The 25,522-nt window shown below is 34.4% G+C and carries 28 protein-coding genes; 4 read left to right on the top strand and 24 right to left on the bottom strand.

The window, feature by feature from the left end; genetic code table 11:
* Positions 1-2 precede the first annotated feature (2 nt).
* Complete coding sequence (locus ACFO5O_RS11395; protein WP_387963860.1) at positions 3-512, top strand: acyl-CoA thioesterase; 510 nt, start codon at positions 3-5, stop codon at positions 510-512.
* Here ACFO5O_RS11395 and ACFO5O_RS11390 read toward each other — a convergent pair whose 3' ends face one another.
* The 20 genes from ACFO5O_RS11390 to ACFO5O_RS11295 all read right to left on the bottom strand — a co-directional run bounded on the left by ACFO5O_RS11390 (position 513) and on the right by ACFO5O_RS11295 (position 19,365).
* Positions 513-1,742, bottom strand: coding sequence for a murein hydrolase activator EnvC family protein (locus ACFO5O_RS11390; RefSeq protein WP_387963858.1), 1,230 nt, complete (start codon positions 1,740-1,742; stop codon positions 513-515).
* Positions 1,732-2,517 carry a lipoprotein insertase outer membrane protein LolB1 gene (lolB1, locus tag ACFO5O_RS11385; RefSeq protein ID WP_387963856.1) on the bottom strand — a complete coding sequence of 262 codons (786 nt, stop codon included), beginning with the start codon at positions 2,515-2,517 and terminating at the stop codon, positions 1,732-1,734. Before lolB1 ends, ACFO5O_RS11390 begins: the two co-directional genes overlap by 11 nt.
* Positions 2,517-3,884, bottom strand: coding sequence for a tetratricopeptide repeat protein (locus ACFO5O_RS11380; protein WP_387963854.1), 1,368 nt, complete (start codon positions 3,882-3,884; stop codon positions 2,517-2,519). The genes lolB1 and ACFO5O_RS11380 overlap by 1 nt, the downstream gene beginning before the upstream one ends.
* 40 nt (positions 3,885-3,924) lie before the next feature.
* Positions 3,925-4,944: a sugar phosphate nucleotidyltransferase gene (locus tag ACFO5O_RS11375; RefSeq protein ID WP_387963852.1), complete on the bottom strand. Its 1,020-nt coding sequence runs from the start codon at positions 4,942-4,944 to the stop codon at positions 3,925-3,927.
* A gap of 67 nt (positions 4,945-5,011) precedes the next feature.
* Positions 5,012-5,446 (bottom strand): dUTP diphosphatase, encoded by a 435-nt coding sequence (dut, locus tag ACFO5O_RS11370; RefSeq protein WP_387963850.1) that lies wholly within the window; start codon positions 5,444-5,446, stop codon positions 5,012-5,014.
* Positions 5,436-6,194, bottom strand: coding sequence for a DUF6090 family protein (locus ACFO5O_RS11365; protein WP_387963848.1), 759 nt, complete (start codon positions 6,192-6,194; stop codon positions 5,436-5,438). The genes dut and ACFO5O_RS11365 overlap by 11 nt, the downstream gene beginning before the upstream one ends.
* Positions 6,195-6,199: 5 nt before the next feature.
* Complete coding sequence (locus ACFO5O_RS11360; RefSeq protein ID WP_387963846.1) at positions 6,200-7,663, bottom strand: oligosaccharide flippase family protein; 1,464 nt, start codon at positions 7,661-7,663, stop codon at positions 6,200-6,202.
* A 58-nt stretch (positions 7,664-7,721) separates the two neighbouring features.
* Positions 7,722-8,243: a hypothetical protein gene (locus ACFO5O_RS11355; RefSeq protein WP_387963844.1), complete on the bottom strand. Its 522-nt coding sequence runs from the start codon at positions 8,241-8,243 to the stop codon at positions 7,722-7,724.
* Positions 8,244-8,361: 118 nt separating this feature from the next.
* Positions 8,362-9,222 (bottom strand): ATP synthase F1 subunit gamma, encoded by an 861-nt coding sequence (gene atpG / locus ACFO5O_RS11350; RefSeq protein ID WP_387963842.1) that lies wholly within the window; start codon positions 9,220-9,222, stop codon positions 8,362-8,364.
* A gap of 93 nt (positions 9,223-9,315) precedes the next feature.
* Positions 9,316-10,896, bottom strand: a complete 1,581-nt coding sequence (atpA, locus tag ACFO5O_RS11345) for a F0F1 ATP synthase subunit alpha (protein WP_387963840.1) — start codon at positions 10,894-10,896, stop codon at positions 9,316-9,318.
* A gap of 55 nt (positions 10,897-10,951) precedes the next feature.
* Complete coding sequence (gene atpH, locus ACFO5O_RS11340; protein ID WP_387963839.1) at positions 10,952-11,488, bottom strand: ATP synthase F1 subunit delta; 537 nt, start codon at positions 11,486-11,488, stop codon at positions 10,952-10,954.
* Between the two features lie 5 nt (positions 11,489-11,493).
* The gene (locus ACFO5O_RS11335) at positions 11,494-11,994 is read right to left on the bottom strand and encodes a F0F1 ATP synthase subunit B (protein WP_387963837.1); all 501 of its coding nucleotides are present in this window, start codon (positions 11,992-11,994) and stop codon (positions 11,494-11,496) included.
* 85 nt (positions 11,995-12,079) lie between these two features.
* Entirely contained in the window at positions 12,080-12,271 is a 192-nt protein-coding gene (gene atpE / locus ACFO5O_RS11330; RefSeq protein WP_102756010.1) for an ATP synthase F0 subunit C, read from the bottom strand.
* A gap of 36 nt (positions 12,272-12,307) precedes the next feature.
* Positions 12,308-13,396: a F0F1 ATP synthase subunit A gene (atpB, locus tag ACFO5O_RS11325; protein ID WP_387963835.1), complete on the bottom strand. Its 1,089-nt coding sequence runs from the start codon at positions 13,394-13,396 to the stop codon at positions 12,308-12,310.
* 96 nt (positions 13,397-13,492) lie between these two features.
* A complete protein-coding gene (locus tag ACFO5O_RS11320; protein ID WP_387963833.1) occupies positions 13,493-13,888 on the bottom strand; it encodes a hypothetical protein in 396 nt (131 codons plus the stop codon).
* A complete protein-coding gene (locus tag ACFO5O_RS11315) occupies positions 13,888-14,124 on the bottom strand; it encodes an AtpZ/AtpI family protein (protein WP_387963831.1) in 237 nt (78 codons plus the stop codon). Before ACFO5O_RS11315 ends, ACFO5O_RS11320 begins: the two co-directional genes overlap by 1 nt.
* Entirely contained in the window at positions 14,078-14,506 is a 429-nt protein-coding gene (locus tag ACFO5O_RS11310; RefSeq protein ID WP_387963829.1) for a bactofilin family protein, read from the bottom strand. The genes ACFO5O_RS11315 and ACFO5O_RS11310 overlap by 47 nt, the downstream gene beginning before the upstream one ends.
* A 1-nt stretch (position 14,507) precedes the next feature.
* Positions 14,508-17,081: a type IX secretion system periplasmic lipoprotein PorW/SprE gene (porW, locus tag ACFO5O_RS11305; RefSeq protein ID WP_387963827.1), complete on the bottom strand. Its 2,574-nt coding sequence runs from the start codon at positions 17,079-17,081 to the stop codon at positions 14,508-14,510.
* An 86-nt stretch (positions 17,082-17,167) separates the two neighbouring features.
* Positions 17,168-17,875, bottom strand: coding sequence for an ABC transporter ATP-binding protein (locus ACFO5O_RS11300; RefSeq protein WP_387963825.1), 708 nt, complete (start codon positions 17,873-17,875; stop codon positions 17,168-17,170).
* An 11-nt stretch (positions 17,876-17,886) separates the two neighbouring features.
* Positions 17,887-19,365 carry a DUF5687 family protein gene (locus ACFO5O_RS11295; protein ID WP_387963823.1) on the bottom strand — a complete coding sequence of 493 codons (1,479 nt, stop codon included), beginning with the start codon at positions 19,363-19,365 and terminating at the stop codon, positions 17,887-17,889.
* Between the two features lie 102 nt (positions 19,366-19,467).
* Between ACFO5O_RS11295 and ACFO5O_RS11290 the strand changes: the two genes are divergently transcribed.
* A complete protein-coding gene (locus ACFO5O_RS11290) occupies positions 19,468-20,523 on the top strand; it encodes a 2Fe-2S iron-sulfur cluster-binding protein (protein WP_387963821.1) in 1,056 nt (351 codons plus the stop codon).
* Between the two features lie 7 nt (positions 20,524-20,530).
* Here ACFO5O_RS11290 and ACFO5O_RS11285 read toward each other — a convergent pair whose 3' ends face one another.
* A complete protein-coding gene (locus ACFO5O_RS11285) occupies positions 20,531-21,559 on the bottom strand; it encodes a glycosyltransferase family 9 protein (protein WP_387963819.1) in 1,029 nt (342 codons plus the stop codon).
* 34 nt (positions 21,560-21,593) lie between these two features.
* Positions 21,594-22,202, bottom strand: coding sequence for a DUF4254 domain-containing protein (locus tag ACFO5O_RS11280; protein ID WP_387963817.1), 609 nt, complete (start codon positions 22,200-22,202; stop codon positions 21,594-21,596).
* A 73-nt stretch (positions 22,203-22,275) separates the two neighbouring features.
* Between ACFO5O_RS11280 and upp the strand changes: the two genes are divergently transcribed.
* Complete coding sequence (upp, locus tag ACFO5O_RS11275; protein WP_387963815.1) at positions 22,276-22,935, top strand: uracil phosphoribosyltransferase; 660 nt, start codon at positions 22,276-22,278, stop codon at positions 22,933-22,935.
* On the opposite strand, the gene ACFO5O_RS11270 is transcribed toward upp, so the two are convergent.
* The gene (locus ACFO5O_RS11270) at positions 22,924-23,847 is read right to left on the bottom strand and encodes a DUF6427 family protein (RefSeq protein WP_387963813.1); all 924 of its coding nucleotides are present in this window, start codon (positions 23,845-23,847) and stop codon (positions 22,924-22,926) included. The genes upp and ACFO5O_RS11270 overlap by 12 nt on opposite strands.
* Positions 23,848-23,966: 119 nt before the next feature.
* Between ACFO5O_RS11270 and ACFO5O_RS11265 the strand changes: the two genes are divergently transcribed.
* On the top strand, positions 23,967-24,194 hold the full coding sequence (locus ACFO5O_RS11265) for a DUF6341 family protein (RefSeq protein WP_387965121.1): 228 nt from the start codon (positions 23,967-23,969) through the stop codon (positions 24,192-24,194).
* Here the strand turns inward: ACFO5O_RS11265 and purD are convergent.
* Positions 24,189-25,460 (bottom strand): phosphoribosylamine--glycine ligase, encoded by a 1,272-nt coding sequence (gene purD / locus ACFO5O_RS11260; protein WP_387963811.1) that lies wholly within the window; start codon positions 25,458-25,460, stop codon positions 24,189-24,191. The genes ACFO5O_RS11265 and purD overlap by 6 nt on opposite strands.
* Positions 25,461-25,522 lie beyond the last annotated feature (62 nt).

Genomic DNA, 25,522 nt, shown 5'->3' with positions numbered 1-25,522 from the left:
TGATGGACGCTAGAACCCCTACACAATCGCTTACTGTAATGACCGACTTGGTATTGCCAAGTGAAACCAACCCATTAAACAACTTGTTTGGAGGTGAACTATTGGCAAGAATGGATAGAGCAGCAAGTATTGCCGCGAGACGTCATTCTAGAAGAATCACTGTAACAGCATCTGTAAATCATGTGGCGTTTAATAGATCCATTCCGTTAGGAAGTGTGGTCACTGTTGAAGCGAAAGTATCTCGTGCTTTTAAAACCTCTATGGAAGTGTATTTAGATGTTTGGATAGAAGATCGTGAATCTGGCTTACGAGACAAAGCCAATGAGGCCATTTATACATTTGTTGCAGTTGACGAAACCGGAAGACCTACTGATGTTCCTCCACTTACACCAGAATCTACACTAGAAATTGAACGTTTTAATGCTGCCTTGCGACGTAAACAATTGAGTTTAGTCTTGGCGGGGAAAATGAAGCCTAAAGATGCTAGTGAATTAAAAGCCCTATTTGTATAACTACATTCTGTAAATCCAGTTAGCTGGGTTCTCGGTTTTTAAATCTTTATTGACGCCAAAACCAAGCATAGTTTCGCCATTGGCTGTATTGGTAAACACTTCACCAATAATTTGCTTAGTACTTACTTTATCGCCCTGTTTCACAAATATTTTTGACAGGTTTTTATAAATGGTAAAATAGTTTCCATGCCTAATCACAATAGCCGGATTCGCATTTTTTATCAACAATATCCCAGTTACTTCACCTTCAAAAACAGCCCTTACTTTAGCGCCTTCTTCAGTTGCAATTCTAACACCATTACTTTCAATCATCACTGTGCGGTCAATGGGTGAGGGTTGTTTACCATAGGCAAGTTTCACCACACCTTTCTCCACTGGCCAAGGTAATTTACCTTTATTCGCTTCAAAATTAGCTGCTAAAGCTTTGGCTTCAGCAGTTAACGCATAACCTTTAGAGCTTGATGCATCATTCCCAGCTTTTTTGTTGGAAGCGGCAATAGCCTCTCTAATCAGTCTGTCAATCTCCTTGTCAATTCTATCAATTTCTTGCTGTTTTTGTTTCACTTGACTAGCAAAGCTGCTCAAATTTTTTCGAATTGATGCCACCAATTTTTCTTGTTCAATACGTTCGGATTCCAAACGATTTTTTTCAGCCTTATTTTGTGCAATGAGCTTCTTTTTATCTTCCTTTTGCCTTAACAAGGAAGTGTTTAATTCTTGCAGTTTTTGTGTTTTATCCTTGATTTTTTCACCTTGTTCTTTTTGATAATCGGCGTATTGTTTGATGTATTGCAGTCGTTTGTAAGCTTGTTTAAAGTTTTCAGAAGATAATAAAAACATGACCTTGCTCTGGTCTGATCGGCCCTTGTATGACCTTACAATCATTTTTGCGTAATCTTCTTTTAAAAGTTTAAGTTGATCCCTTAAACTGGAAATTTCTTTCTGGTTTGTATTGATTTCCCGTGTCAGCAAATTGGCTTGATCATTGGTAACCTTTATTAAATTCTCACGTACACTAACTTTGTAATTTAAATCTTCAACTTGAGAAATAACCGATTTTTCCTTCTTTCTATTTGCAAATAACAAGCTATTAATTTGCTCAATCTCACGCATATACTGCTGCCGTTTAGCTTCCAATTCTTTTTGCTTTTGACTTTGGGCCTCTGCGGAAAAACCCCCAACCAAAAATAAAATGGTCATTGAAAAGATAACTGTAAACTTATTCTGCATGGTCTAATTGAATTTCTTTAAATCCTGAAGGGATTGTAAAAGGAAACCGTAGTTTCTCATTTAGGGTAACTGATTTGTATTCCATTTCAACGGAGACCTCTTCGGTGTCTTCCACAGCAATTATCTTAAATTGTTCGGGTACAATTTGCTTTTGAACTTCCTGATATTTAGTATAATCTACCTGAAGCATACGTCGTTTTAACGGTTGAAATAGCTGTTGGGAATCCAGTTTAAAATGGCCTGGATTGATCAAATAAAACAGCTCAAGTATCGCCAACTGGTCTTTGGGTTGCAACACATATGAGCCTTCGTGGGTTGAGCTTGTATAGGTGCCTTCGCGCAAATTGAAAATAGTTTCTCCTAGTAAAAGACTTTGTACTTTCTTAAAATCTAAAGTTATTCCCAACAAATCACTTAACAACCTATAATCTCCATCAAAATATTGATTGTTTATTTTATCATAAAACTGAACTTTGTCTGGCGTAATCATGGCTCTGGCAAGTCCCAATGTGGCATTAATCCAAATAACTTTATCCTTTTCTATTCTTAAATTTACCGTATAGCCCTGTGTTTTTTGATCTTGCGTATAATCTAATTTAACCCTTGCCTGTAAGGTTTTGAATCTGCTGTTTTGGTTTAAATGCTCTTTTATGAGTTGCCTTGAGGTCATACTAGCATCCAATTCACCTGATGAACTCAAGCTTTTAGTGGATCTGCACCCAAACGTAAAAGTTATCACTAAAAATAAAACTGAAAGGGCTTTTATAGGTTTCATTACGGGTGTTGTCCTTTATTTAGGGCTTCTGCCTTTTTAGCAAACGCATTAGACTTGGCAATATTATTATCAAGCTGATACGCCAAACTTAATTGGGTATAAAAATCGGCCTCCATTTTAGTATCATCAATTATATAATCGAGTCCTGTTTCAAGGCTTTGAATCGCTTTTTTGGACTTTTTCAATTTATTATTGGCTACCCCATTTACCAAATAAAATATAGGTTGAGCAGGATATAATTCCAGTGCCTGTTCACTTTTCTTCGCGGCTTGTTCGTCCAAATTTAAATCGAGTTGTAATAATACCACATCTTTTAATGCCGAAAAGTTATTAGGCTCTTCTTTTAACAGATCTTCAAAATAGCTTAAGGCTTTTTCTTTATCTCCAATTTTTAAATGATATTGGGCCAGCTCAATCAGGGTTTTGGGACTGTTATCATTTCCCACTAGGGCGGTGACCTCTACTAAATCCTTTTCATATTCAGGATGTTTAGACACAAAATTCACGAAATCATTCAGGACTTTTGCTTTCGCATCAGGGTTGATTTCTGAACTTGTTAAAACCACCTTCATAGAATTTATAGCATTTGAAGGGTCATTTGCATCCATATAAAATTTGTACAATGCCAAATGTACAAGTTGCGAATTTGGATTTCGAGTTAACAATTGTTTTGCTATTTCGAACGCCTTGTCTGATTTACCTGTTTCACTATACCTATAAATTAAATTAAGATAATTAATTTCATTATCTGGATAATTTTTTAATCGTTCTTCAAGATGTTTAATTCGATTTTTGTCATCACCCGTAATCTCAAAAATCTGATTTCTTAAATAATCTCTTTCATCATTAATTCCTAAACTTTTGTCCAACTCGTCTAATAAGTCTAAAGCGTCATTGTATTTTTTTGCTTTGATATATAATGAAACGAGATCTTGTTTATAATCTGGATGATATTTTACCAATTGTTTTATGGTCTTGATGGCCTTGTCAGTTTCATTTTGCTGCACGTATACAGCATAAAGTTCATCTAAATACCACTCATTATCAGGTTCTTTAGCTATCGCTTTTTTTAAGGCGTCTTCAGCGGCTCCAAAATTTTTAAGTAAATTGTAATTTTTGCCTAATTCATAAAACACAACGGCATCTGTGCTTTTAAGATTAATACATTTAAGTAATGCGTCTACGGCACGTTGATAGTTTTCGATACCTTTTTGTTTTAGAGCCTCAAAAAACAGCTCTTGGTATTCATCTTCAACATTACCTAAATCGTCATCTGGGCGCTTATTAAAATCAACTTGAGCGTAGTTATGCTGTGGAACTAAAAGCATTCCAAGAATGAAAAATAGACTGCAGAGATTTAGTTTCATAGTATAAGGTAACATTATAGGCAACATTGAAGTTCAATTATTATTCCAAAACAGAATAATCTCCGATGCTTATTTTTTTGAAATCCCCATTATAAACCACATGATTGCCAATCATAGCTTCGTCTAAATTAGCATTTTTTATATGGTTATTGCTCTGTATTAAGCTATTTTTAACGGTTGAATTTTCAATTAAACAATTGCTGCCAATAGAAACATTTGGTCCAATTACAGTGTTTTTGAGTGTCACATTATCCCCAATGAAACAAGGCTGAATAATTTTAGAATTTTCCAGATTTATTGAAGGCGATATTAATTGTTCATCACCGTCAGTCAATAAAAAATTCAGCATTTTAGAATTGGTTTCCACTGTAATTTCTTTATTACCACAATCCATCCATTCATCTACTGTGCCTGTTTTAAATATTCTACCTTCGGCCATCATGCGTTTAATCCCATCATTAATTTGATATTCTCCTCCATTCATAACGTTTTGATCTAAAACTTCTTGTAATTTTTCCTTTAAATCTTCTATGGCTTTAAAATAGTAAATTCCAATTACTGCATGTTTAGAAACAAAAATTTTAGGCTTTTCAACCAACTCAACAATATTATTAGCTTCATTTAATTTAACTACACCATAGGCTTCAGGAAAATCAACTTCTTTAGTCCAAATTACCGCATCTGCACTTGGATCTAATTCAAAATTAGCTCTAATTAGTGTGTCTGCGTAGGCCACAACGGCTGGACCAGATAGCGAATCTTTTGCCGACATTATAGCATGACCTGTTCCTAAGGGTTGGTCTTGTCTATATACAGATGCTTTGGCGCCTAAACTATGTGCTAATTGGGTTAAACTCTCTACAACATCGTCTCCAAAAAATGCTGGATCGCCTAGAACGAAAGCTACTTCTTCAATAGGTTGTTTTAAGATTTTGGCGATATCCTTTACCAAACGATGCACAATGGGTTGCCCTGCGACTGGTATTAATGGTTTAGGTATGGTTAAGGTATGTGGCCTTAAACGTGAACCTCGACCTGCCATTGGTACAATTATTTTCATAGTTATTGCCCGCAAAACGGGATTTATTTTGGTTTAATTTGAGTTTTCTAAGTTTGAACGAATAAATTTACTTGACTCCGGTGCTTCCAAAGCCTCCAGCCCCACGAGAAGTTTCAGAAAGTTCGTTTGCTTCAGCCCATTCGGCACGCTCATGTTTTGCAATGACTAATTGAGCAATTCGTTCGCCATTTTCAATAGTGAAATCTTCATTTGATAAATTTACCAAAATCACCCCTATTTCACCTCTATAATCGGCGTCTATGGTGCCTGGGGCATTTAATACTGTAATTCCCTTTTTTGCGGCTAATCCACTTCTTGGTCTCACCTGTGCCTCATATCCAATAGGTAGTTCAATGAATAGGCCTGTTCCAACAATACTGCGTTCAAGAGGTTTTAAAACTCTTGATTCGGAAAGGTTAGCTCTTAAATCCATACCTGCAGAGGCTATGGTTTCATAGTTTGGTAAATCGTGATTAGATTTATTTATGATTTTAATAGTCATGTTTCTCTATTTCTTTCTTTAATAAATTAATGATTGATATCATTTCTTCCTTTAAAATTGGCCCTTCTATAAAAATACCACTCATATAGCTATAAATATAAACTAATAGGTTTTCATATTTATCTGATTCTATTAATTGAACAATACTCTGCTTCAATTCTATTTGTTCTTCTTTGGAACTTTCCCTTATATCATAAGCTATATTAAAATTCAATTTTGAGCCATCTAATTGAAATGGATAGAGGTTGTTTTGCGTAAATATCATAGTATTTGTTTCTTCCTCCTTATAATCATTTAACAAATCTTGAAATCTGGCAATTTTAATTTTTAAAGAATCGTTTGAAATTAACTCAATCTTTCCTGAATTAATGACCGAGTTATAAATGCCTTGAAATGGGTCAAACGTTAAATTGTTACTAACACTAGCGTTCAAACTTCTTAAACTATCTAAAGATAATTCACTAGGATTAGAAGTCATCATGGTCTTAATATCATTTTTTCTGTTTAAATGAAATTTATAAGCTATATCAAAACTTGACAAGTTTTCATTAAACTCCTTATAAAGACTTTTCAGCACTTTAAGTTCTTCTTTTTTTAATTCACGATTATTGTTCCAATTATTAACTTGAAGAGCCAGTAGAATACCAATCATCACTAAAATAATTTCGCCAATAGCATATTTTAAATATCTTCCAGTCTTATTTTGGTCAAGTTGTTGTTTTCGTATTTTATTGAAGAATTTGATCACTCTCTTTATTGTCTTCTTATGAGTTGTTTAATTTGTTGTTTTTCGGAAAACCCTACAATAACCAAAAATACAATTAAGAGGGAAATACCAATAGTATAATTGTATCTAAATTGATAAAAACTTATAATTGAAAACAAGGTTGATACTATTAGATACAAACATATTTTCTTCAGGTTATACGGTATTGGATAATATTTTTTACCAAAATAATATGACAAAAGCATCATGGTAGCATAGGCACATAAGGTAGCAATGGCCGAAGCTTTATAACTAAACGTTTTAATGAAAAGTATATTGATTACCAAGGTTATTAATGCGCCAACTATAGAAATATAAGCTCCAAATTTTGTTTTGTCGGTAATTTTATACCAAACAGATAAATTATGGTAAATCCCTAAACAAAAATTGGCTATGAGCACAATAGGCACAACCCACATCGCTTCCCAATAGGCTTCGCTTCTTACTATAAATGGCTTTAAAACGTCTGCAAAAACAACAACTGTTAATAATATGACCGCTCCAAAAGCAACAAAGAATTCTAAAATTCTAGCATAACTTTTTTGTGGATTCTCACTTTTAGAATGGCTGAAAAAGAAAGGTTCAATACCCAATCTATAAGCCGTTGCAAACAGTGTCATGAATAATGCAAGCTTGTAACATGCCGAATACATCCCTATTTGTGTATCTGAAATATCTCGAGGCAATAACTCTTTCAGTAAAATTCTATCAAAGGTTTCATTTATAGAAAAAGCCACCCCAGCAATTAGTACTGGGAAAGCGTATCGTAACATTGTTTTCAATAGGGCAGTATTGAATACATATTTGATTCGAACATAAAAAGAAGCCATTAACAGCAAAGTCACCCCGCTTGCTACAAGATTGGCGATAAAAATGTAACTAATCTCAAAATTTGGTCTATATATAGAATTGAAAACCTCATTGGTCAAAGCAAGGTCTTTTAATGCCAATAAAAAGAAAAGGTTCAGTCCTAGATTTAATCCGACATTTAAAATTTTAATAACTGCATAGCGCATTGGTTTTTGTGTAGCGCGAAGCCATGCGAACGGAATAATAACCAGAGCATCTAATAGCAAAATCCAAATAACAAGGTTGATATATTTTACGTCAATATCAATAAACGAGGCAATTTGTTCTTGGAAAATGAGAGCCAAAGTAAAAAACAAAAGTGAACTCACAACCAAAGAAAATGTGGTTGTTCCAATAACCTTTTCTTTATCGTCTTCTTTATTGAAAAACCTAAAGAAGGCGGTTTCCATTCCATAGGCTAAAATGACGTTAAACAGAACAAAATAGGAGAAAATGACTGAAACCTCACCATATTCGGCAGGAGACGAAAGCACCTTGGGATCTGTATATAAAGGCACCAACAAAAAGCTCAACATCCTAGGCAACACCGTTGCCAGACCATAAATAAATGTTTGCTTAAAGAGGGTTTTAAAGGCGCTCAAATTATGCGATTTATCGAAGTTAAAAGTACGTTTTTAGCAAACGTAATCCAAAGATAAGTTATGGCTTGTTATTAGGGCTCATAGGAACTCCATTTTGTCGCTTTTGAACAATACCCTTAATTTTGTAATATCTTGTTTTACCGTCTTGTATATAGCTTATAATGCACTCATTAGATTTAAGCTCAAACGGTATCCTAATTGGAGGTTTAGGAGGTTTATTTTGATGTTCCTCCGCCAAATCGCTACTTAGTATGATATCCTCGCTATAAGCCGGTTTAGTGATGAACTTTGCGAAATAGAAATTATCCTTGTTAACGGTTGTTTGTAATTTAGCCGATTTCCCCTTAAAATAAACCGAATCTAATGTAATGCTGCTAGGTAAATCATTCTTTAAAGGGATAACTAATGTGAAACTAGTTTCTAAATCTCGCACCGCTTGAGCTCGGTATTGATAATATACGTCGCCAAAAGTAACAGGAGCGTCATCCTGTAAACTCCTTTCATCCGTACATTGAGAAAAGCTTGACAAAAAGACAAACATACTCATCGAACAAATTGTTGTTATTATAATTTTCATCATTCTAGACTTAACATTATAAATATACGAAATCAAGAGCCGTGCCATAAAAAAACCTCACTGTATCGTGAGGTTTTATAATAGTAAGAGTTACTGAAACACGTTCAGTTATAAATTTGCTTTAGTTATTCAATGCTTCTGCGCCACCAACAATCTCTAGGATTTCATTAGTAATTGCTGCTTGACGAGCCTTATTATAGGTTAATTTTAGCTGATCTCTCAATTCAGTAGCGTTATCAGTTGCTTTGTGCATTGCTGTCATACGCGCACCGTGCTCACTAGCAAACGAATCTCTAATACTTTTATATAATTGTGTTTTAAGTGATTTAGGAATTAATTGCTCAACAATTTCAACTTTTGAAGGTTCAAAAATATAATCTAAACTAAGGTTGGCATCACCTTCAACAGGAACAATTGGTAAAAATTGCTCTATAATCACTTCTTGCGTAGCTGCGTTCTTGAATTTATTATAAACAATCTCTATTTTATCAAACTCTCCAACAACGAATTTGTCCATTAATAATTCGGCAATTTCAGCAACATTATCGAAGGTCAAATCATCATAAACAGCGCTTTTATTTGCAATAACTTTGTTGGTCTTTTTAAAGGCATCATTAGCCTTTTTACCAATCGCCACGAAAGATACATTTTGATTCGCGTATTTATTTGATGCTAAATTTTGTACAGACTTAATAATGTTAGAGTTAAATGCACCACATAAGCCTCTATTGGAGGTAATTGCTACAATAAGTACATTTTTCACTTCGCGTTGTACAGAAAATTTGCTTCCAGAATCTACATCTAAAGTTGCGCTTAAGCTTTGTAAAAGCTCTGTCAATTTATCTGAATAAGGTCGCATTGCCGTAATAGCATCTTGGGCCTTTTTCAATTTAGCAGCAGATACCATTTTCATGGCACTGGTAATCTGCATGGTTGAAGACACCGATGATATTCTATTACGTATTTCTTTTAGATTTGCCATAATCTTTATTTCTAATTCTAAATTAAATCAGAATATTCTTGAACTAAATTATGAGATCCTGAAACAAGTTCAGGATGACATTATGATTGTTTTTTAAGCTTTAAACTTTCCTGATAAATCTTTTGCTACAGCTGTTAATGTATCTGTAACTTCATCAGTTAATTTTCCTGCTTTTAAAGTTGCTAAAACATCGCTATGCTTTGCTTTAAGGAACTCTAAATAATCACGCTCAAACTCTTTTATTTTTTCAACAGGTACGCTTCTTAATAAGTTTTTAGAACCTGCATAAATAATCGCAATTTGCTCTTCAACTGTAAATGGATCGTTTTGTGCTTGCTTTAAAATCTCAACGTTACGTTTTCCTTTTTCAATTACATTTAAAGTTGCCGCATCCAAATCAGAACCAAATTTTGCGAAGGCTTCCAATTCACGGAACTGCGCTTGGTCTAATTTTAATGTTCCTGCAACCTTTTTCATAGACTTAATTTGAGCATTTCCTCCTACACGTGATACTGAAATACCTACGTTAATTGCAGGACGAACTCCAGAGTTAAACAAATCTCCATCCAAGAAAATTTGCCCGTCGGTAATAGAAATTACGTTTGTTGGGATATAAGCCGATACGTCACCTGCCTGTGTTTCAATAATTGGTAACGCTGTTAAGGACCCACCACCTTTAACCATAGGTTTTAAGCTGTCTGGTAAATCGTTCATGTTTTTAGCGATCTCATCATTGTTAATGATTTTAGCAGAACGCTCTAATAAACGTGAATGTAAGTAGAATACGTCACCTGGGTAGGCCTCACGTCCTGGAGGACGACGTAATAAAAGTGACACCTCACGATATGCAACAGCTTGTTTAGATAAATCATCATAGATAATTAAAGCCGGACGACCTGTGTCTCTAAAATATTCTCCAATCGCCGCTCCTGCCATAGGGGCATAAACTTGCATTGGAGCAGGATCTGATGCATTTGCTGCAACGATTGTGGTGTAAGCTAAAGCGCCTCTCTCTTCTAATACTTTTGCAATATTTGCTACTGTTGATGCTTTTTGTCCAACTGCAACATAAATACAATATACAGGTTCACCTGCATCGTAAAACTCTTTCTGATTTAAGATAGTGTCAATACAAACCGTTGTTTTTCCTGTTTGACGGTCACCAATTACCAACTCACGTTGACCTCTACCAACTGGAATCATGGCATCGATTGATTTAATTCCTGTTTGAAGTGGTTCTGTTACTGGTTCACGGTAAATAACACCAGGAGCTTTACGCTCTAATGGCATTTCAAAAGTTTTACCTTCGATAGCACCTTTACCATCGATAGGATTTCCTAATGTATCAACAACACGACCAATTATACCTTCTCCAACATTAATAGAAGCAATACGCTTGGTACGTTTAACTGTTGAACCTTCTTTTACACCTTTGGAATGTCCTAATAATACAATACCAACGTTATCTTCCTCAAGGTTTAGTACAATTCCTTCTAAACCACCATCGAATTCTACTAACTCTCCATATTGGGCGTTAGATAATCCGTAAGCACGTACAATACCATCACCAACAGTTAATACTGTTCCTACTTCGTCTAATGAAGCACCTGCTTCAAAACCTGATAGTTGTTGTTTTAAGATTGCTGATATTTCAGCTGGTTTTACTTCTGCCATTTTTATTTAATATTAGGCGTTAGGTACTAGATTTTAAAATCTGATCTAAACGCTTTTAGTTTAATGTAAATTCTCTCTTTAACTTATTTAAATTGTTAGCAATACTTGCATCGTATTGTATATCACCAACACGTAAAATGAAGCCTCCTAAAATACTTTCATCAATAGTATTTTCAACTTCAATATCGTTACCTGTAAGTTCTTTAATTTTCGCCAATACTTTAGATTTCAATCCATCAGTTAATGGAACAGCGGTAGTAACTTTAGCTACTTGAGTTCCTCTTAACTCATCGTATAATTGAATATATTTTGAAGCAATTTCTTCTAAAAGTGCTACTCTTTTATTAGCAATTAAGGTGTCTATTAGATTCCCTGTAATAGCGTTTGTGCCTTTAAAAACTTGTTGAAGTACTTCTTTTTTTACTGAAGATCTAACCACTGGACTCTTAACTACGTTTTTTAGGTCCTCGCTATTAGCAATTGTATTAGCCATCAGCTTCATATCATTATTGACCGCTTCGGCCATTTTTTGATCTGAAGCCAAGCTTAAAACTGCTTTGGCATATCGTACTGCTGCTCTTGCTCCTGCCATTGTGATTAGTTTAATTTTGCTTCACCTAACATAGACTCAACCAATTTTTCTTGGCTATCTTGTGTAGATAATTCTTTACGAACAACTTTTTCAGCGATTTCTAATGACAAGGTTGCAACATGATTTTTAAGTTCTGTCATAGCTGCTTTCTTTTCACTTTCAATAGCTGTTTGGGCTTGTTCAATTATTTTACTCGCTTGCAGTTGCGCTTCACCTTTAGCATCTTCAATCATTTTATTCTTGATATCACGAGCTTCTTTTAACATAGTCTCACGCTCTAATCTAGCTTCTTGTAATAACTTTTCGTTATCTGCCTGAAGGTTTTGCATTTCTCTTTTAGCGTTCTCTGCAGATTCTAAAGCATTTTTTATTCCCTCTTCTCTATTATTTACTGAATCCAAAATAGGTTTCCAAGCAAATTTTCTTAATAAAAGGATTAGTGCTATAAATAATACTGCTTGCCAAAAAAACAATCCTAATGAAAACTGGTCAAGTAATTTTTCCATAATATGTTATTTCTAAACTAATTAATGTTTAATTTAAAAGAACAGCTACAACCAACCGTTATAGCTGTTTCTTTTTTTGTTTGTTTTACACTGCAAACAATGCAGCAAAACCAATACCTTCAATTAAGGCCGCTGCAATAAGCATGGCAGTTTGAATCTTTCCTGTAGCTTCCGGTTGACGTGCAATTGCTTCCATAGCTGAACCACCGATCCTTCCGATCCCGATTCCTGCTCCAATTACTACTAAACCTGCTCCTACGATTGCTGGAATTTCCATAATATATATATAATTAAAAATTAAACATTCAACTTATTAATGTGCTTCATCATGATGCTCCTCAACCGCCATACCAAAGTATAGTGCTGAAAGCACGGTAAAAATATATGCTTGTAAAGCCGCTACCAATAATTCTAAAATACCTAACACAAAGGCTAAAACAAAGGATAAAGAACTTCCTATCCAATTATGAAACACAAACATCATCCCAATAATACTCATCAATACAATATGTCCGGCAGTAATATTTGCATACAATCGTATCATTAATGAGAAGGGCTTTATAATGGTTCCTAAAAGTTCTATAGGCGCCAATATTATTTTCATTGGAACAGGTACCCCTGGCATCCAGAAGATGTGTTTCCAATAGTTTTTATTTCCTGAAAAGGTAGTTATAACATAAGTTATAAGTGCTAAACATAAGGTAACCGCTATATTATTAGTAACGTTCATTCCTATTGGAGTCAATCCAAATAAATTCACAATCCAAACAAAGAAAAACACAGTTAACAAATAACTCATGTATCGTTTGTAATGCTTTTCACCTATATTAGGAATTGCTATTTCATCACGAACATAAATCACAATAGGCTCTAAAAAACGACCCATACCTTTGGGCATCCCATTGTTTTTTTGATACGATTTTGCCATTCTACTAAACATAAAGAACATAATGGCGAATACCATCATAATCATGACTACGTTTTTGGTAATAGAAAAGTCTAGTGGCTTTGCATTTGTAGCATGGTGCTCGGCATCGTAATTAATTGTGCCTTCAGCATCTGTTTTGTATATTTTGCCGTGATAGTTTTTGTAGTAATTTCCATCTACTTCAGCCACGGTTTCTCCATGATGAAATTTTGAAGATGAAAAGACTTTTAAACCATCGTCCCATAAAATCACAGGGAGTGGAAATCCAAAGTGTTTTACCTCACCAGCATCAGTTGTCCATGAGAACAAATTAAAATCGTATGAATCTTGTAAATGGTGCTGTATGTACTCTTTAATTTCACTCCTTTTATCAGTGCCTGATTCAGCTTGACTGTGGTCTTCTTGACCGTAAGTCACAAAAGAGACTAAAAATAGTAATAAGGTAATTGTTTTTACAGTTATTTTTCTTCGCATATCACTCTATCTAATAGTGGCTTAAAAATCGCTGCAAAGGTAGGTTTTTATCTCAAAAACAAAAACTATTTTATGTTTTATTTTATGGGGTGTTTTTTACGGGTTAGACCCTTGCTTATTCAACCATTTTGAAAGGCTAGCAGTTTCAATTATTAGACATGTTGCATAAGGTAAGAAAAACGCAAAAAATTCGGTTCGACTTATCACGTCGTCCTGTTTATAAAACGGATAAAAAACAATGAAAAAAACCAAGAATTTTAAGGCGCTTCCAAACATAAAAATAAAGCCCAATTGGCTCTGATATCTATTCTTTAAAGCAAGCATGACAAAGAATATTGCAATTGCTAACACCCCGTTAATGAGATAAGCTTCAATAATTCTATCAGCAAATAGCAGTAAATCTAAAACGTTTAGCGTTGCTATATGAATAATAAACATAAAAGAAAGAACTCCAATAATGAGCATTGAAAATTTAATAATCGAACGAGGCATTAATATTTAATTCTATTAACTTGTTTAATAACTAGGTAAAATGATATTGCAATCCCGGTTAGGGTGCAAATAATGACATAGAGTTTTTCGCCATTATTATATTCACTATCCAGCCATTTGCCTAAAATGGCAAACAGATAAATAGTTACTCCCATTTGTATTGCTACTCCTGTAAGTATGGCGGCGTTTTTAAGCTGTTTTTTCGGCTTCTCTTGTGAGCCTTGATTGTTGTTCACCTTTACTTAATTCTTTTACAGAACCTTTCATTAAACAAGTTGCATTAAATGAGGCTCCTGGTTCTACTGCCAGTTTTCCCACTTCAACTTCGCCCTCAACCTGTGCCGAAGATTTCAATGAAAGTGTGTCTGTAAGTATTAATTTACCTGAAAATTTGCCTTCAATATCGGCATTCGCACTTTTTAAAGTACCATTAATAAGGCCCGTTTTTCCAATTACAACTTTTCCTGGTGTTTTGAGATTGCCTTGAATGTTCCCTTCAATTCTAAAATCACCATCACTTATGATATCCCCTGTAACTGTAGTTCCTTTAGCAATTAAATTTTGCTGTGAATATGTATCTGTTGCTGCCATTTTTCCTTTTTTTAAATCTGAAAACATTTTACTGCGCTTTAATATATTCGTCTAAATTTTTATGCAATTGCACGGTTTCATAGTTTGGAGAAGAAATTGCTATGTATGGTCTTATGATTTTTGATTTTCGCTCTCTTAACAAATCAGCAAAACCAACAGCTCCGCCCATGTCATTGAAACCATGTATGACTATAAAGGTAGTATTTTTATCATAAACGTCTTTGGTGGCACTCAATTCAAAATATCTGATATCGGCTATTTCTTCTTGAATTTTTTTCAAAAATGCATCACTATCTTCACCTGAATTATTACCAAATTGATAAATTACATTGAAATTTTTTGCTAAAGTATCGTCTGTAAAGCCTTTTTGCTCAAGCACCGGGATTACAACTTCCATAATTTCTTCGGCCTTTTTGCCCTCTTCGGCATTAGGATAATTTAAAGCGATATAGTTAATGCTTTCTTTGTAAGCTTCAAAGCCGTATAACCGTCCTCTAGCAGAGGCTTTTAAAATTTCAAACTTTGGAACTATCATATCGCCGTCAAACTCTTTGATATAACCATCGCTTTGCTCAATAACCGAGGCATAATTTTGCGATAAAAATTGTTCGTAAACCTTTTCGTAGAGGCTTTCTGGACTATTTTGGTCTTTAGCTAATTGAGATTTAGGGTTTAATAGCAATTCAGCATATCTCGAATCTGGATAATTTGAGATTATATCATTCTTTGCAATATTAGCCTCCTGGGTTTGACCTAATCCTTCATATATTTGGTACAAATGGTATTTTGTTGGAAGTATCAAACGTTCTTCTGGATCGTTGTTTAAAAGCGTGTTTAACTTGCTTTTTGCAAGTTCAAGTTCTTTAAACTTTTCTTTATAGATAACGCCTAATTGGTAATAGGCATAATTTCTATCTCTAATCAAACTATCAATGGCTTTGCCTTCTGTTGGAATTTTAGAAATATAGAATTCGGGGTCATAAAGTTCTTCTTCAGTTGCTCCTGCAACTAATGCATTAACTTGCTGATTTGTATTAGAAGTATTGCTGTTTGAAAGTCTCCAATTATCCTTGAGCGATCTATCTCCCCAAATTCTTAAAAACTCATTTCTACCAAACGCTACTGTTGTTTGGTTGTAAAAATAAAACGACTGCGGCCCTGGAGCTGAGGTTAACCCCCTCCTAGGGTCAATTGATGTCCCAGAATTAATGTTATTGGCTGTTGCCAGTCCCGTATTAAGACGCTGCGCAATTTCTTCTTTTTCCTTTCTTGCTTCTGCCTTTTCTTTTAAGTCTTGTGTAAACGCTTCAAAATAATTGAGTCTTTCTGCTTGTGAAAGATTGACAAGATATAGGATACTGTCATTTACTTGAGCTACATCTTCATAAAAAATAACATCTTCTAAATTGTCACGTTTACGTTTGATAACACGATAAGGCTTGGAATTCAATGTTAAATTAGTCATGGTGCTATCATAGTAAGCTCCAGCCTTTTTGTATTCAGAACGATCAAAACTCATGTCTCCCAAAGTGGAATAATCAAGTGACTTTAAGTATGAATCTTGCGAGTTTGTCCTTAACGATTTATTGTAATAGGCTTCTGCAATAGTATCAGATCCATTTGCTTTGTGATATTCGGCAATTTGAAAATAAATTTTATCCAGAAATGGTCTGTTTTCTCTGTTCTCCTCCATTTTGGTTAAATACTCTTGAAATTCGAGCTTGTTGCCTTTATTTAAATCGAAATTATTAGCCTTGGCTAGATGTGCATTAATATAATATGCACGCGGTACTTTTCTATGAAGTTCTATGACTTTATCAAATGCTAAATTAGCACTGTCCTTTTTACCAAACTCATTATATAATTGCCCTCTTATATAATTATAACGTGCCTTTTGGTTGTTATTCTTGGTGTTTTTTGCTGCAATTGCCAATTGTGTTAAAGCACTATCCTTGGCTTTAATATTGATATATGCAGAAGCTAGCATTGCTGAAGCATCAGCCAAATCCTGATTAGAAAGTTCCTCTCGATTAATTAAACGTTTAAGATTTTTTATGGCCAATTCATTGTTTTCCAAGCGAATATTTGCCTTTTCACGCCATATTTTAGCTTGGTTAATTTTGTCACTCGCAGGATATTTGTAAAGAATGTAGTTGAAGGCTTCAAGGGCTGGCACGAACCTTTGATCATAATATCGTGCTTTCCCTAACAGTAAATAAGCTTCGTCTACTTGTGGATTTTTCTCTTTTCCGGAGATATTCATCCCGTGCTTTTGAACTGCTTTTATAGCTTTTTCTTCTGCAACTTCAAAATCTTTGTTTTTTGATTGCCCAGGCAACACAATATCGTCTGAAACCTGCATGCGTTCAACTTCCAACAAGTCCCAATAATTATCGGTATAGGCATCGTCAACACTCTCACGCCCCTTTTCCAAGGCAATATTTCCGTTATATAAAATATTGTATTTTGTTCCTAATGCATGAAAGTTTCTGTTAAGGAATTTGTCTTTCTTACGAGAACATCCCACCACTAAAATAGAAGTGAAACAAACCAGTACTATAATTCTAAAAGAAGTGGTCAACGTTGGCATTATTAGGTTCATAGTATAACTAAAAACAATGGCAAATATTATGCATCGTTGTAAAAATAAGCATCTTTTTGAATTATAGCTGAAAAATGAAAAGACTTTTAGTTGGCGACTGCACCCGAAAAATGGGCTTCTAATTCTTTTAAGGTGGCTTCGCTAGTGACGAGATCTTTTACAATTTCTCCTTTTTCAAGCACCACAATACGTTCACATACATCGGTTACATGCATTAAATCATGGCTAGAAATAAGCACTGTGACTCCCTTCGTTTCGGCTAAATCTTTAATTATGGCTTTAAGTCGAATTTGAGTAGTTGGATCAAGGTTTGCAAAAGGTTCATCAAGTATAATTACTTCTGGGTTGCCTATCAAAGCGGCAACAATGCCTACCTTCTTTTGATTTCCTTTACTTAAGTCTCTAAGGTATTTTTTCTGTTTTAAAATTTCGCCATGAAAAAAATCTTCAAATTGAGAAAGTAGTTTATCAACATCAGCACGATTTTGACCTCTTAACTCGCCAATAAAATAAAAGTATTCTTCTGGTGTTAAATACCCAATTAAAAAACTTTCATCGATAAATGAAGAGGTAAACGGCTTCCAATCTTCACTCTCATGAACCAAAATATTATTGTTTTTAATATGCCCTGTTGTAGGCTGGATCAAATCCAACAACAAACTAAAATATGTGGTTTTACCTGCACCATTGTTGCCTACAAGACCAAAGCTTTGTCCTTTCGGAATATCGAGGCTCTCAATATGCAATACACGGTTTTGGTTGTAAGATTTTGAAAGGTTTGAAGTGATTATCATATTATTTTAAATTAATTGTCCTCGCTAAAGGCACTAATCATTTTGTGTTTTGAATCTATATATTTAGAAGTAATAAAACCCATGAGTTTTTGATGAAATACAATTCCAAGAATACCACAAAGCACCAATGAGGCAATTCCTGCTTCAAAATTTATTAAAAAATGAAAAATCGAAAATATCCCTATTGGCAACAGCATTAAAGGAATGCCCAAAAGCCATTGTACCGCACCAGTGCCTTGATAGTTGAATGCTGCACGTTGGTTTAAATCAATTTTTTTTCTGTTAAATGACCCTGCAAATAAAATGACATGTGTATTTACTCCAATGTTGTAAATGGCAGCCGCAAAATGTGCCAAAAGTATCTTCCAGCCAAAATAGACATAAGGTATGCTCAACACAAAAAGAATCACCACACTCATTGCCATAAGTACGTATTTAGATTTTAAATAGTCCTGATATTTTATATTCTGGCTCATTAAAAGCTTGTAATAGCCACTATCCCATGCTGGAATGAATTGTCCAAAATTGATTAGAAAAATTCCAGTAACAAAAACACCTATAAACCCATACATAAATGCCATATCCTTATAAATAGGGTTGGGGTAAAAAAACAAGCCATAAAGTAGACCGATTACCAATATAAACACACTAGATCTAGGTCGTTTGTTTCTCCATATGAGTTTGAGATCCAATTGCATAAACGGCGCCACATCACCAAACCGTCTTGTCCATTGCATTTCTGAAGTCTTAACTTCCTGGGTTTTGGACTGCAATGAGTTATCAAGATATAGCTTTGCTTTTAAGAGTTTGTAGTTGTACCAAAAAAGAGTTGCAAGTATTGCAACTGGAGCTACAATCAATATCGGATTTTTTGTTATTGCAATAATTGCATTTGAAAGGGCGTCTGAAAACGATACTATTTCAAAATAATTAAGTGCAAACAAAGATCCAGAAATTAAAATTAAAGGCAAAAATGAAACTTCAGATTCTGCAGTTAGACTTTCAACAATAAAATTTAAAAAATTAATGATTTGTGTGATTAACAATAAAAGAAATATCCATATCAAAACCTCAACAAGGTTGTAGTTGTTAAATAATAAAACAATCCCAAAAGGTATAGTTGCGAACAAGGGCAAAAAATTAAAAAACGAAAATGCCGATTTCCCTAGAACATAATTAATGACCTTACTTTTTTTAATTGGCAATGTAAGCAATGGCTTAACACTCATAACTGGTAGTTTTTGAAAGAAAAACCGAATAAGTAAATCAGCAATAATCCAATAAAAAATAAAATTGTTTACAATTAAAAAGGGATCTTCTTCGGGAAACGCTTTTTTAAGGATTGGATATAATGCCACTCCTAAAGCTAAAAATGTCACCATAAAATACAGTGCCAAAAACACCATCAAAATTTTAAGAGCAAGACCTTTTCCAAAACTGGCTGATCTAAAAAACTGTTTCCATTCTAAATTTAAGAAGTGTCTAATCATATCTTTTGGGAAAGCATTTAACCATTAGTAATAATAAAACTCTTTTTGTTACAATCAAAACCCATTTACAAGTCTATTTGTTATTTTTGCAAAAAAACATTCATGTCTCAATTTCATAAACTCACCGTTTCTAACATTCAAAGAGAAACAGAATCTTCAGTTGTAGTTAGTTTTAACGTTCCTGAATCCCTTAAAGATACTTTTGCATTTAAGGCGGGTCAGTATATTACCTTAAAAGCGATAATTAATGGTCTTGAAGTCCGACGGGATTACTCGCTATGTTCATCTCCTAAAAGCGGAGATCTTAAAGTAGGCATAAAAGAAGTGACAGACGGGACGTTCTCTGCCTTCGCTAACCGTGATTTAAAAATTGGCGACATTTTAGAAGTAGCTCCGCCCAAAGGGCGATTTATTTTTGAACCCAACGACTCCAAAACTAAAAACATTGCGGCATTTGCTGCTGGTAGTGGGATCACTCCGGTTTTGAGCATTATTAAATGTGCTTTAGAAGAAGAGGTGTATAGCAAAGTTATACTTGTTTATGGGAATAAAACCACCAAGGATACAATGTTCTTAAACGAACTTTTGGAGCTTCAGCACCAATATAGCAATCGCTTTTCTGTTCAGTTTGTATTTAGTCAAGCTGATGAGGACGATGCCATTTTTGGACGCATTGAAAAAAGTACAGTAAATTTTGTGATGAAAAATAAGTATAAGCACATTGATGTGGATGCTTATTATTTGTGTGGTCCTGAAGGTATGATTTACACCGTCAAAGACGTTTTAGAAGAACATGGAATCCCAAAGGAGCGTGTGTTTTTTGAACTTTTTAAGGCTGCTAAAGTTGATGAGGTTGAAGATTTAGCCGTTGCTTCTGGTAAAACAATGGTTACTGTGATTGTTGACGAAGAAGAAACGACTTTTGAGATGTCTCAAAAACAGTCCATTTTAGAAGCGGCTTTAGATGAAGACATTGATGCACCCTATTCATGCCAAGGAGGCATCTGCAGCAGTTGTTTGGCTCGTTTGACCGAAGGTGAAGCCACCATGCGACAAAACAACATTTTAACCGATAGCGAATTGGCCGAAGGCCTTATTTTAACCTGCCAAGCGCATCCTACTACACCAAACATAAGAGTTGATTACGACGATATATAGGATGTAATTAAATGTTAGTAGAAATTGTTTTTTCTATTTTGGCTACAATTGAATCTGGAGAGATGCTTGCAGCAGCATTTTCATATTCGTCAGGGTATTTATTTCCGTAAACCGAAGTTGGGATTAACGGAAACTGTGTTCTATCTGAAATTATCTGAAAGTCTTTGGGCTGATTGTATGGTGCAAATCCGGCATATGGATGTGTCACGCCCCAAATGGTAATTACCTTTATACCTAACATAGCAGCTAGGTGTGCGTTACCAGAATCCATAGACAGCATTAAGTCTAAATTTGAAATGAGATCCAATTCCATTTCTAAATTCAATTTCCCAGCAACCGAAATAACATTTTCAAATTTGTTTTCATACAATTTTAAAATGTCAATTTCATTAGCGCCTCCGCCAAATAGAATAATTTTATAGTTTTTAGATAAGGTTTTTATAACCTGTTCCATCATGTCTAAAGGATACATTTTACTAGCATGTGCTGCAAAAGGTGCGATTCCTATCCAAGTATTCGATTTATTTCCAGTGATGGCGAATATATCTTGTTTTAATACTGCTTTTTCAGGAAATGCCGGGTTGGATAAATCCAATGAAAATCCGAGTTTTTCAAAAACATCAGCATAACGTTGATGTGTAGATTTAAGTTGATGGAAAATTTGACCGGAAATTAGAGCTTTTTTCTCTTTTCGTCCTTTATCAATGTGAGCTGATTTGATACCAATTAAAAAGCTTCTTAACAGCTTACTTCGAAGAACATTGTGTAAATCGGCAATGGCATCAAAATTCAACCTTTTTAGTTGTTTTGAAAGCTTATAAAGCCCTAATATACCTTTATGTTCATTCTTGACATTTGCGGCATAAACAGTAGTATTTGTAATATCCCTAAACATAGGTGCAAAAAAGGGTCGAGTTAACACAGTAACCTTAACATTTGGATGTTTATTCATCAATGCCCTAATTACGGGAACTGTCATAGCCACATCTCCCATTGCCGATAAACGTATAACAAGTATGTGTTCAGGTTTTGGCATGTTTCTTTTGATGTATAAAATGAGTTAACTGTGCTTACTTTTGAGATCGAAGCACTGGATTCAATTCATCATCGTTATACATTTTCATTTGCTTATAGACCTTCATGTACTTATCTCCATTTTTTATATCATTAAGCAAAGTATCAATAGCAGTTGATAAATCTACGCGTTGTTCTAATAATACATTAAGTTTTGCTTGACATGCAGATCTATGGGCTTCAGAAGCATCTGTTCTTGTAGCTTCTTGACTCATGTGATAAATTTTCAAAGCTAGAATCGATAATCGATCAATTCCCCACGCTGGACTTTCAGTATTTATCGTAGCATTAGTTTTAGGCGTAATGTTCTTATATTTTTCCAAAAAATAACTGTCAATATATTCTACCATGTCTGTTCGGTCTTGATTTGAAGCATCAATTTGGCGTTTCAATTTTAATGCCGCAACAGGTTCTATGCTTGGATCTCGAATGATGTCTTCATAATGCCATTGTACGGTATCAATCCAACATTTTCTATAAAGTAAATGGGCCAACAAGTCAGAATTTTTATCATAAGGGTTAGAAAAGGGCTGATCTACACTATCGAGAACATGATAGCTTTCTATCACTTCCTGAAAAATTTTGTTGGCAGTTTCTGAAAACATAAGTTGAAAATTTTAAAACGCAAATATACTTCTATTTTAATTAACTTTACCTTCAACAAGTGCCAATCCAGCCATGCATATACACAACTTATCTAAAGGAAATTCTGTTTTAAATACATTTATTTCTGAAATTAGAGATTACTCTATTCAAACCGATAGAATGCGTTTTAGGCGAAACATAGAACGCATTGGTGAAGTATTAGGATATGAAATGAGTAAATCATTTGATTTTACCACTCAATCTATTAAAACGCCTTTGGGTGAATCAAAAATTGAGCTACACAATAATGACATTGTACTTTGTTCTATTTTAAGGGCAGGTGTCCCGCTTCACAATGGACTTTTAAATTATTTTGATTCCGCAGAAAATGCGTTTATCTCTGCTTATCGCCATCACAAGGAAAATCCCGAAAATTTTGAAATTATAGTTGAATATTTGGCCTGTCCTAGTCTTGAAAACAAAACCCTTATTCTTGCCGACCCAATGCTAGCCACTGGACAATCCATGGTAGCCACGTTTGAAGCCTTAAAACCTTTTGGGGCACCTAAAGATATTCATCTAGTTAGTGTTATTGGGGCAAAAGCAGGTGTTGATTATGTAGGAAAACATTTTAATAAGGAAACTCATCTATGGATTGCTGCAATTGATGAGCGTCTTAACGATAAAGGGTATATTATTCCAGGGTTAGGGGATGCTGGCGATTTAGCATTTGGAGAAAAGTTACAGCATTAACGCAACTAGAGGGGCAACTATCAATCCTATTATCAATACCTCCTTAAACCATTTTTCTGAAAGTGTTTCTAAATAATTAGTGATAATAATGGCCATTGGTGCGAACAAAAACAAAAACTCACTTCCGTTTTTGTTGGGTGCTACTGCAATAATAAAAAGTCCAACCATTGCCCCAACAACAATTAAAATATAGGATGGTCTGGATTTTTTTGACCGAGAACCTAAGTCTTTAAGCATATAAAAAAGTGCCCAAATGCCGTAAGATAAAATGAGTGTAATTCCTAGAATTAATCTTTTAGAATTCCATTGACTAAAATCAAAACTTATATCAATCAAAGCATTAAAATACTGCACAATATCATAATTTGCCAATATCATATATGAAGTCCAAATAATGCCAACTGTTATCAATCCAATTAGTGGGACAATCCAGTTTTTTATTCCTAAAATAGAGTATAGTATAAGCCCTGCAATAATCAAAATGTAGAATAATATAGCCCAAAAGTAAAAGAGGGCTGCAATACCTATCCAAAACGCCGCGTCAAAAAGCTTCTTCTTGATTGCTTTTTTAGATCTCAAACTAATTAATCTTCTAAATGCTAATAGTACAAATAAATTCGCTAATAGTATTTTTGAGCTTAAAATTGACTCCGGAAGAATCGCTATAAATAAGCTAAAGATTAAAAGCTTGTAACTGTTTTTTTTGGTTAGGTTATTTCGACTCACGAAAAAGTCTAGTACAAACAAAGAGGTTAAACAAATTAAAAACAATCCTAATTGTTTGCCGAGCAAATTTAGGCTGAATGGCGCTTCTAAAAAATGCAGTTTGGCAACTACAAAAACTAAAAGCACAATTGAAGATACTATTACAAAATGTACAGGTTTTGCTTTACTGAAAAAACTTGATATCATTTAAGTTGATTAAATATTCTATTTCTTTTTATTCAATTTAATTTGAAAAAATGTAATTTTGCAATGTAAATATATTGATTATACTCTGTAAGCCTGTTATGGGTTTTAAATTAAAAATGATGAAAGACTTTTTTTACGCAATTCAAGATTTATTTGTAGATACACTTTTTGCACCTTTTGATGCCTTAAGAGCTTTAGAGCTTGAAAGTTGGGCTGGTGCTAATGTATTGTCCTGGATTTTTTTATTGATAGGCTCTGTAGCGTTTGTCTACTGGATGCTTGAATTAAAGAAATTTAACGATAACGGTGAAGAGGACAAAAGTATCTCATCACATTCTTACTTATAAATCAAAACCAATATCTTTACGATAATACATCTTATCAAATTTTAGTTGATCTATACTTTGATAAGATTTTTTTATGGCCTCTTGGTAGTTTTCTCCAAATGAGGTAATTGCCATTACACGGCCACCCGAAGTTACAACATTACCATCTTTTACTATGGCTCCGGCATGAAAAGCAATTGATCCATTAATCTTATCTAAGCCTGTAATTACCTTACCTTTTTCATAGGCTTCAGGATAACCTCCAGAAACTAACATGACAGTTGTAGCGGCCCTTTCATCAATCTCTAAATTAATAGAATGTAATTTTTTATTAGCAATGGCCTGAAAAATTTGCACTAGATCATTTTGTATTCTAGGAACAACAACTTCAGTTTCAGGATCTCCCATTCGCACATTGTACTCAATAACTTTTGGATCGTCTCCAACTTTTATCAATCCAATAAAAATAAATCCTTTGTATGGAAGGTTATCTTTTTTTAAACCTTCTATTGTGGGCTTAACAATACGCTCTTCAATTTTGTTGAAAAATTCTTCGGTCGTGAAAGGTACAGGCGAAACAGCCCCCATTCCTCCGGTATTCAGTCCGGTATCTCCTTCTCCTATTCGTTTATAGTCTTTTGCCATTGGCAAAATTTTATAACTCTGACCATCGGTAAGTACAAAACAACTCAACTCAATACCATCCAAAAACTCTTCAATAACTACTTTTGAACTTGCCTCACCAAATTTGGCTTTCAAAAGCATGCTTTTTAATTCTTGCTTTGCCTGATCTAAATCATTTATGATCAATACGCCTTTACCTGCCGCTAATCCATCTGCTTTTAAAACATAAGGCGGTGAAAGGGATTCCAAAAACTTAAAGCCTTCTTCAATAGTGTTTTTATTAAAACTTTGATATCCGGCCGTTGGAATATTATGCCTGAACATAAACTCTTTGGCAAATTTCTTGCTCCCTTCTAGGGCGGCTGCGGCTTTTTGAGGACCAATTACGGCAACTTCTTTTAGCTCGTTATTATTCAAAAAGAAATCGTGGATACCTTGAACCAATGGGTCTTCAGGGCCAACTACCACCATATCAATTCCTTTGGATGTAACCAACTCTTTTATTGCGGGAAAATTTGTAACACTTATATTAACATTTTGAGCAATTTTAGCTGTACCTGAATTGCCAGGAGCCACATACAATTTATTACATAAAGGGCTTTGAGCAATTTTCCAGGCAAAAGCATGTTCTCTTCCTCCAGAGCCAAGAATTAAAATAGTCATGAGTTTATTGTTTGCACAAAAATAGTTGCTTTTGCGCTTAAAAAGCAATTATTTTACAAAAA

Origin of the sequence: Geojedonia litorea, assembly GCF_042654525.1 — a bacterium.
In the GTDB taxonomy this organism is placed as follows: domain Bacteria; phylum Bacteroidota; class Bacteroidia; order Flavobacteriales; family Flavobacteriaceae; genus Geojedonia; species Geojedonia litorea.
This window is presented reverse-complemented; position numbering and strand designations above follow the sequence as displayed.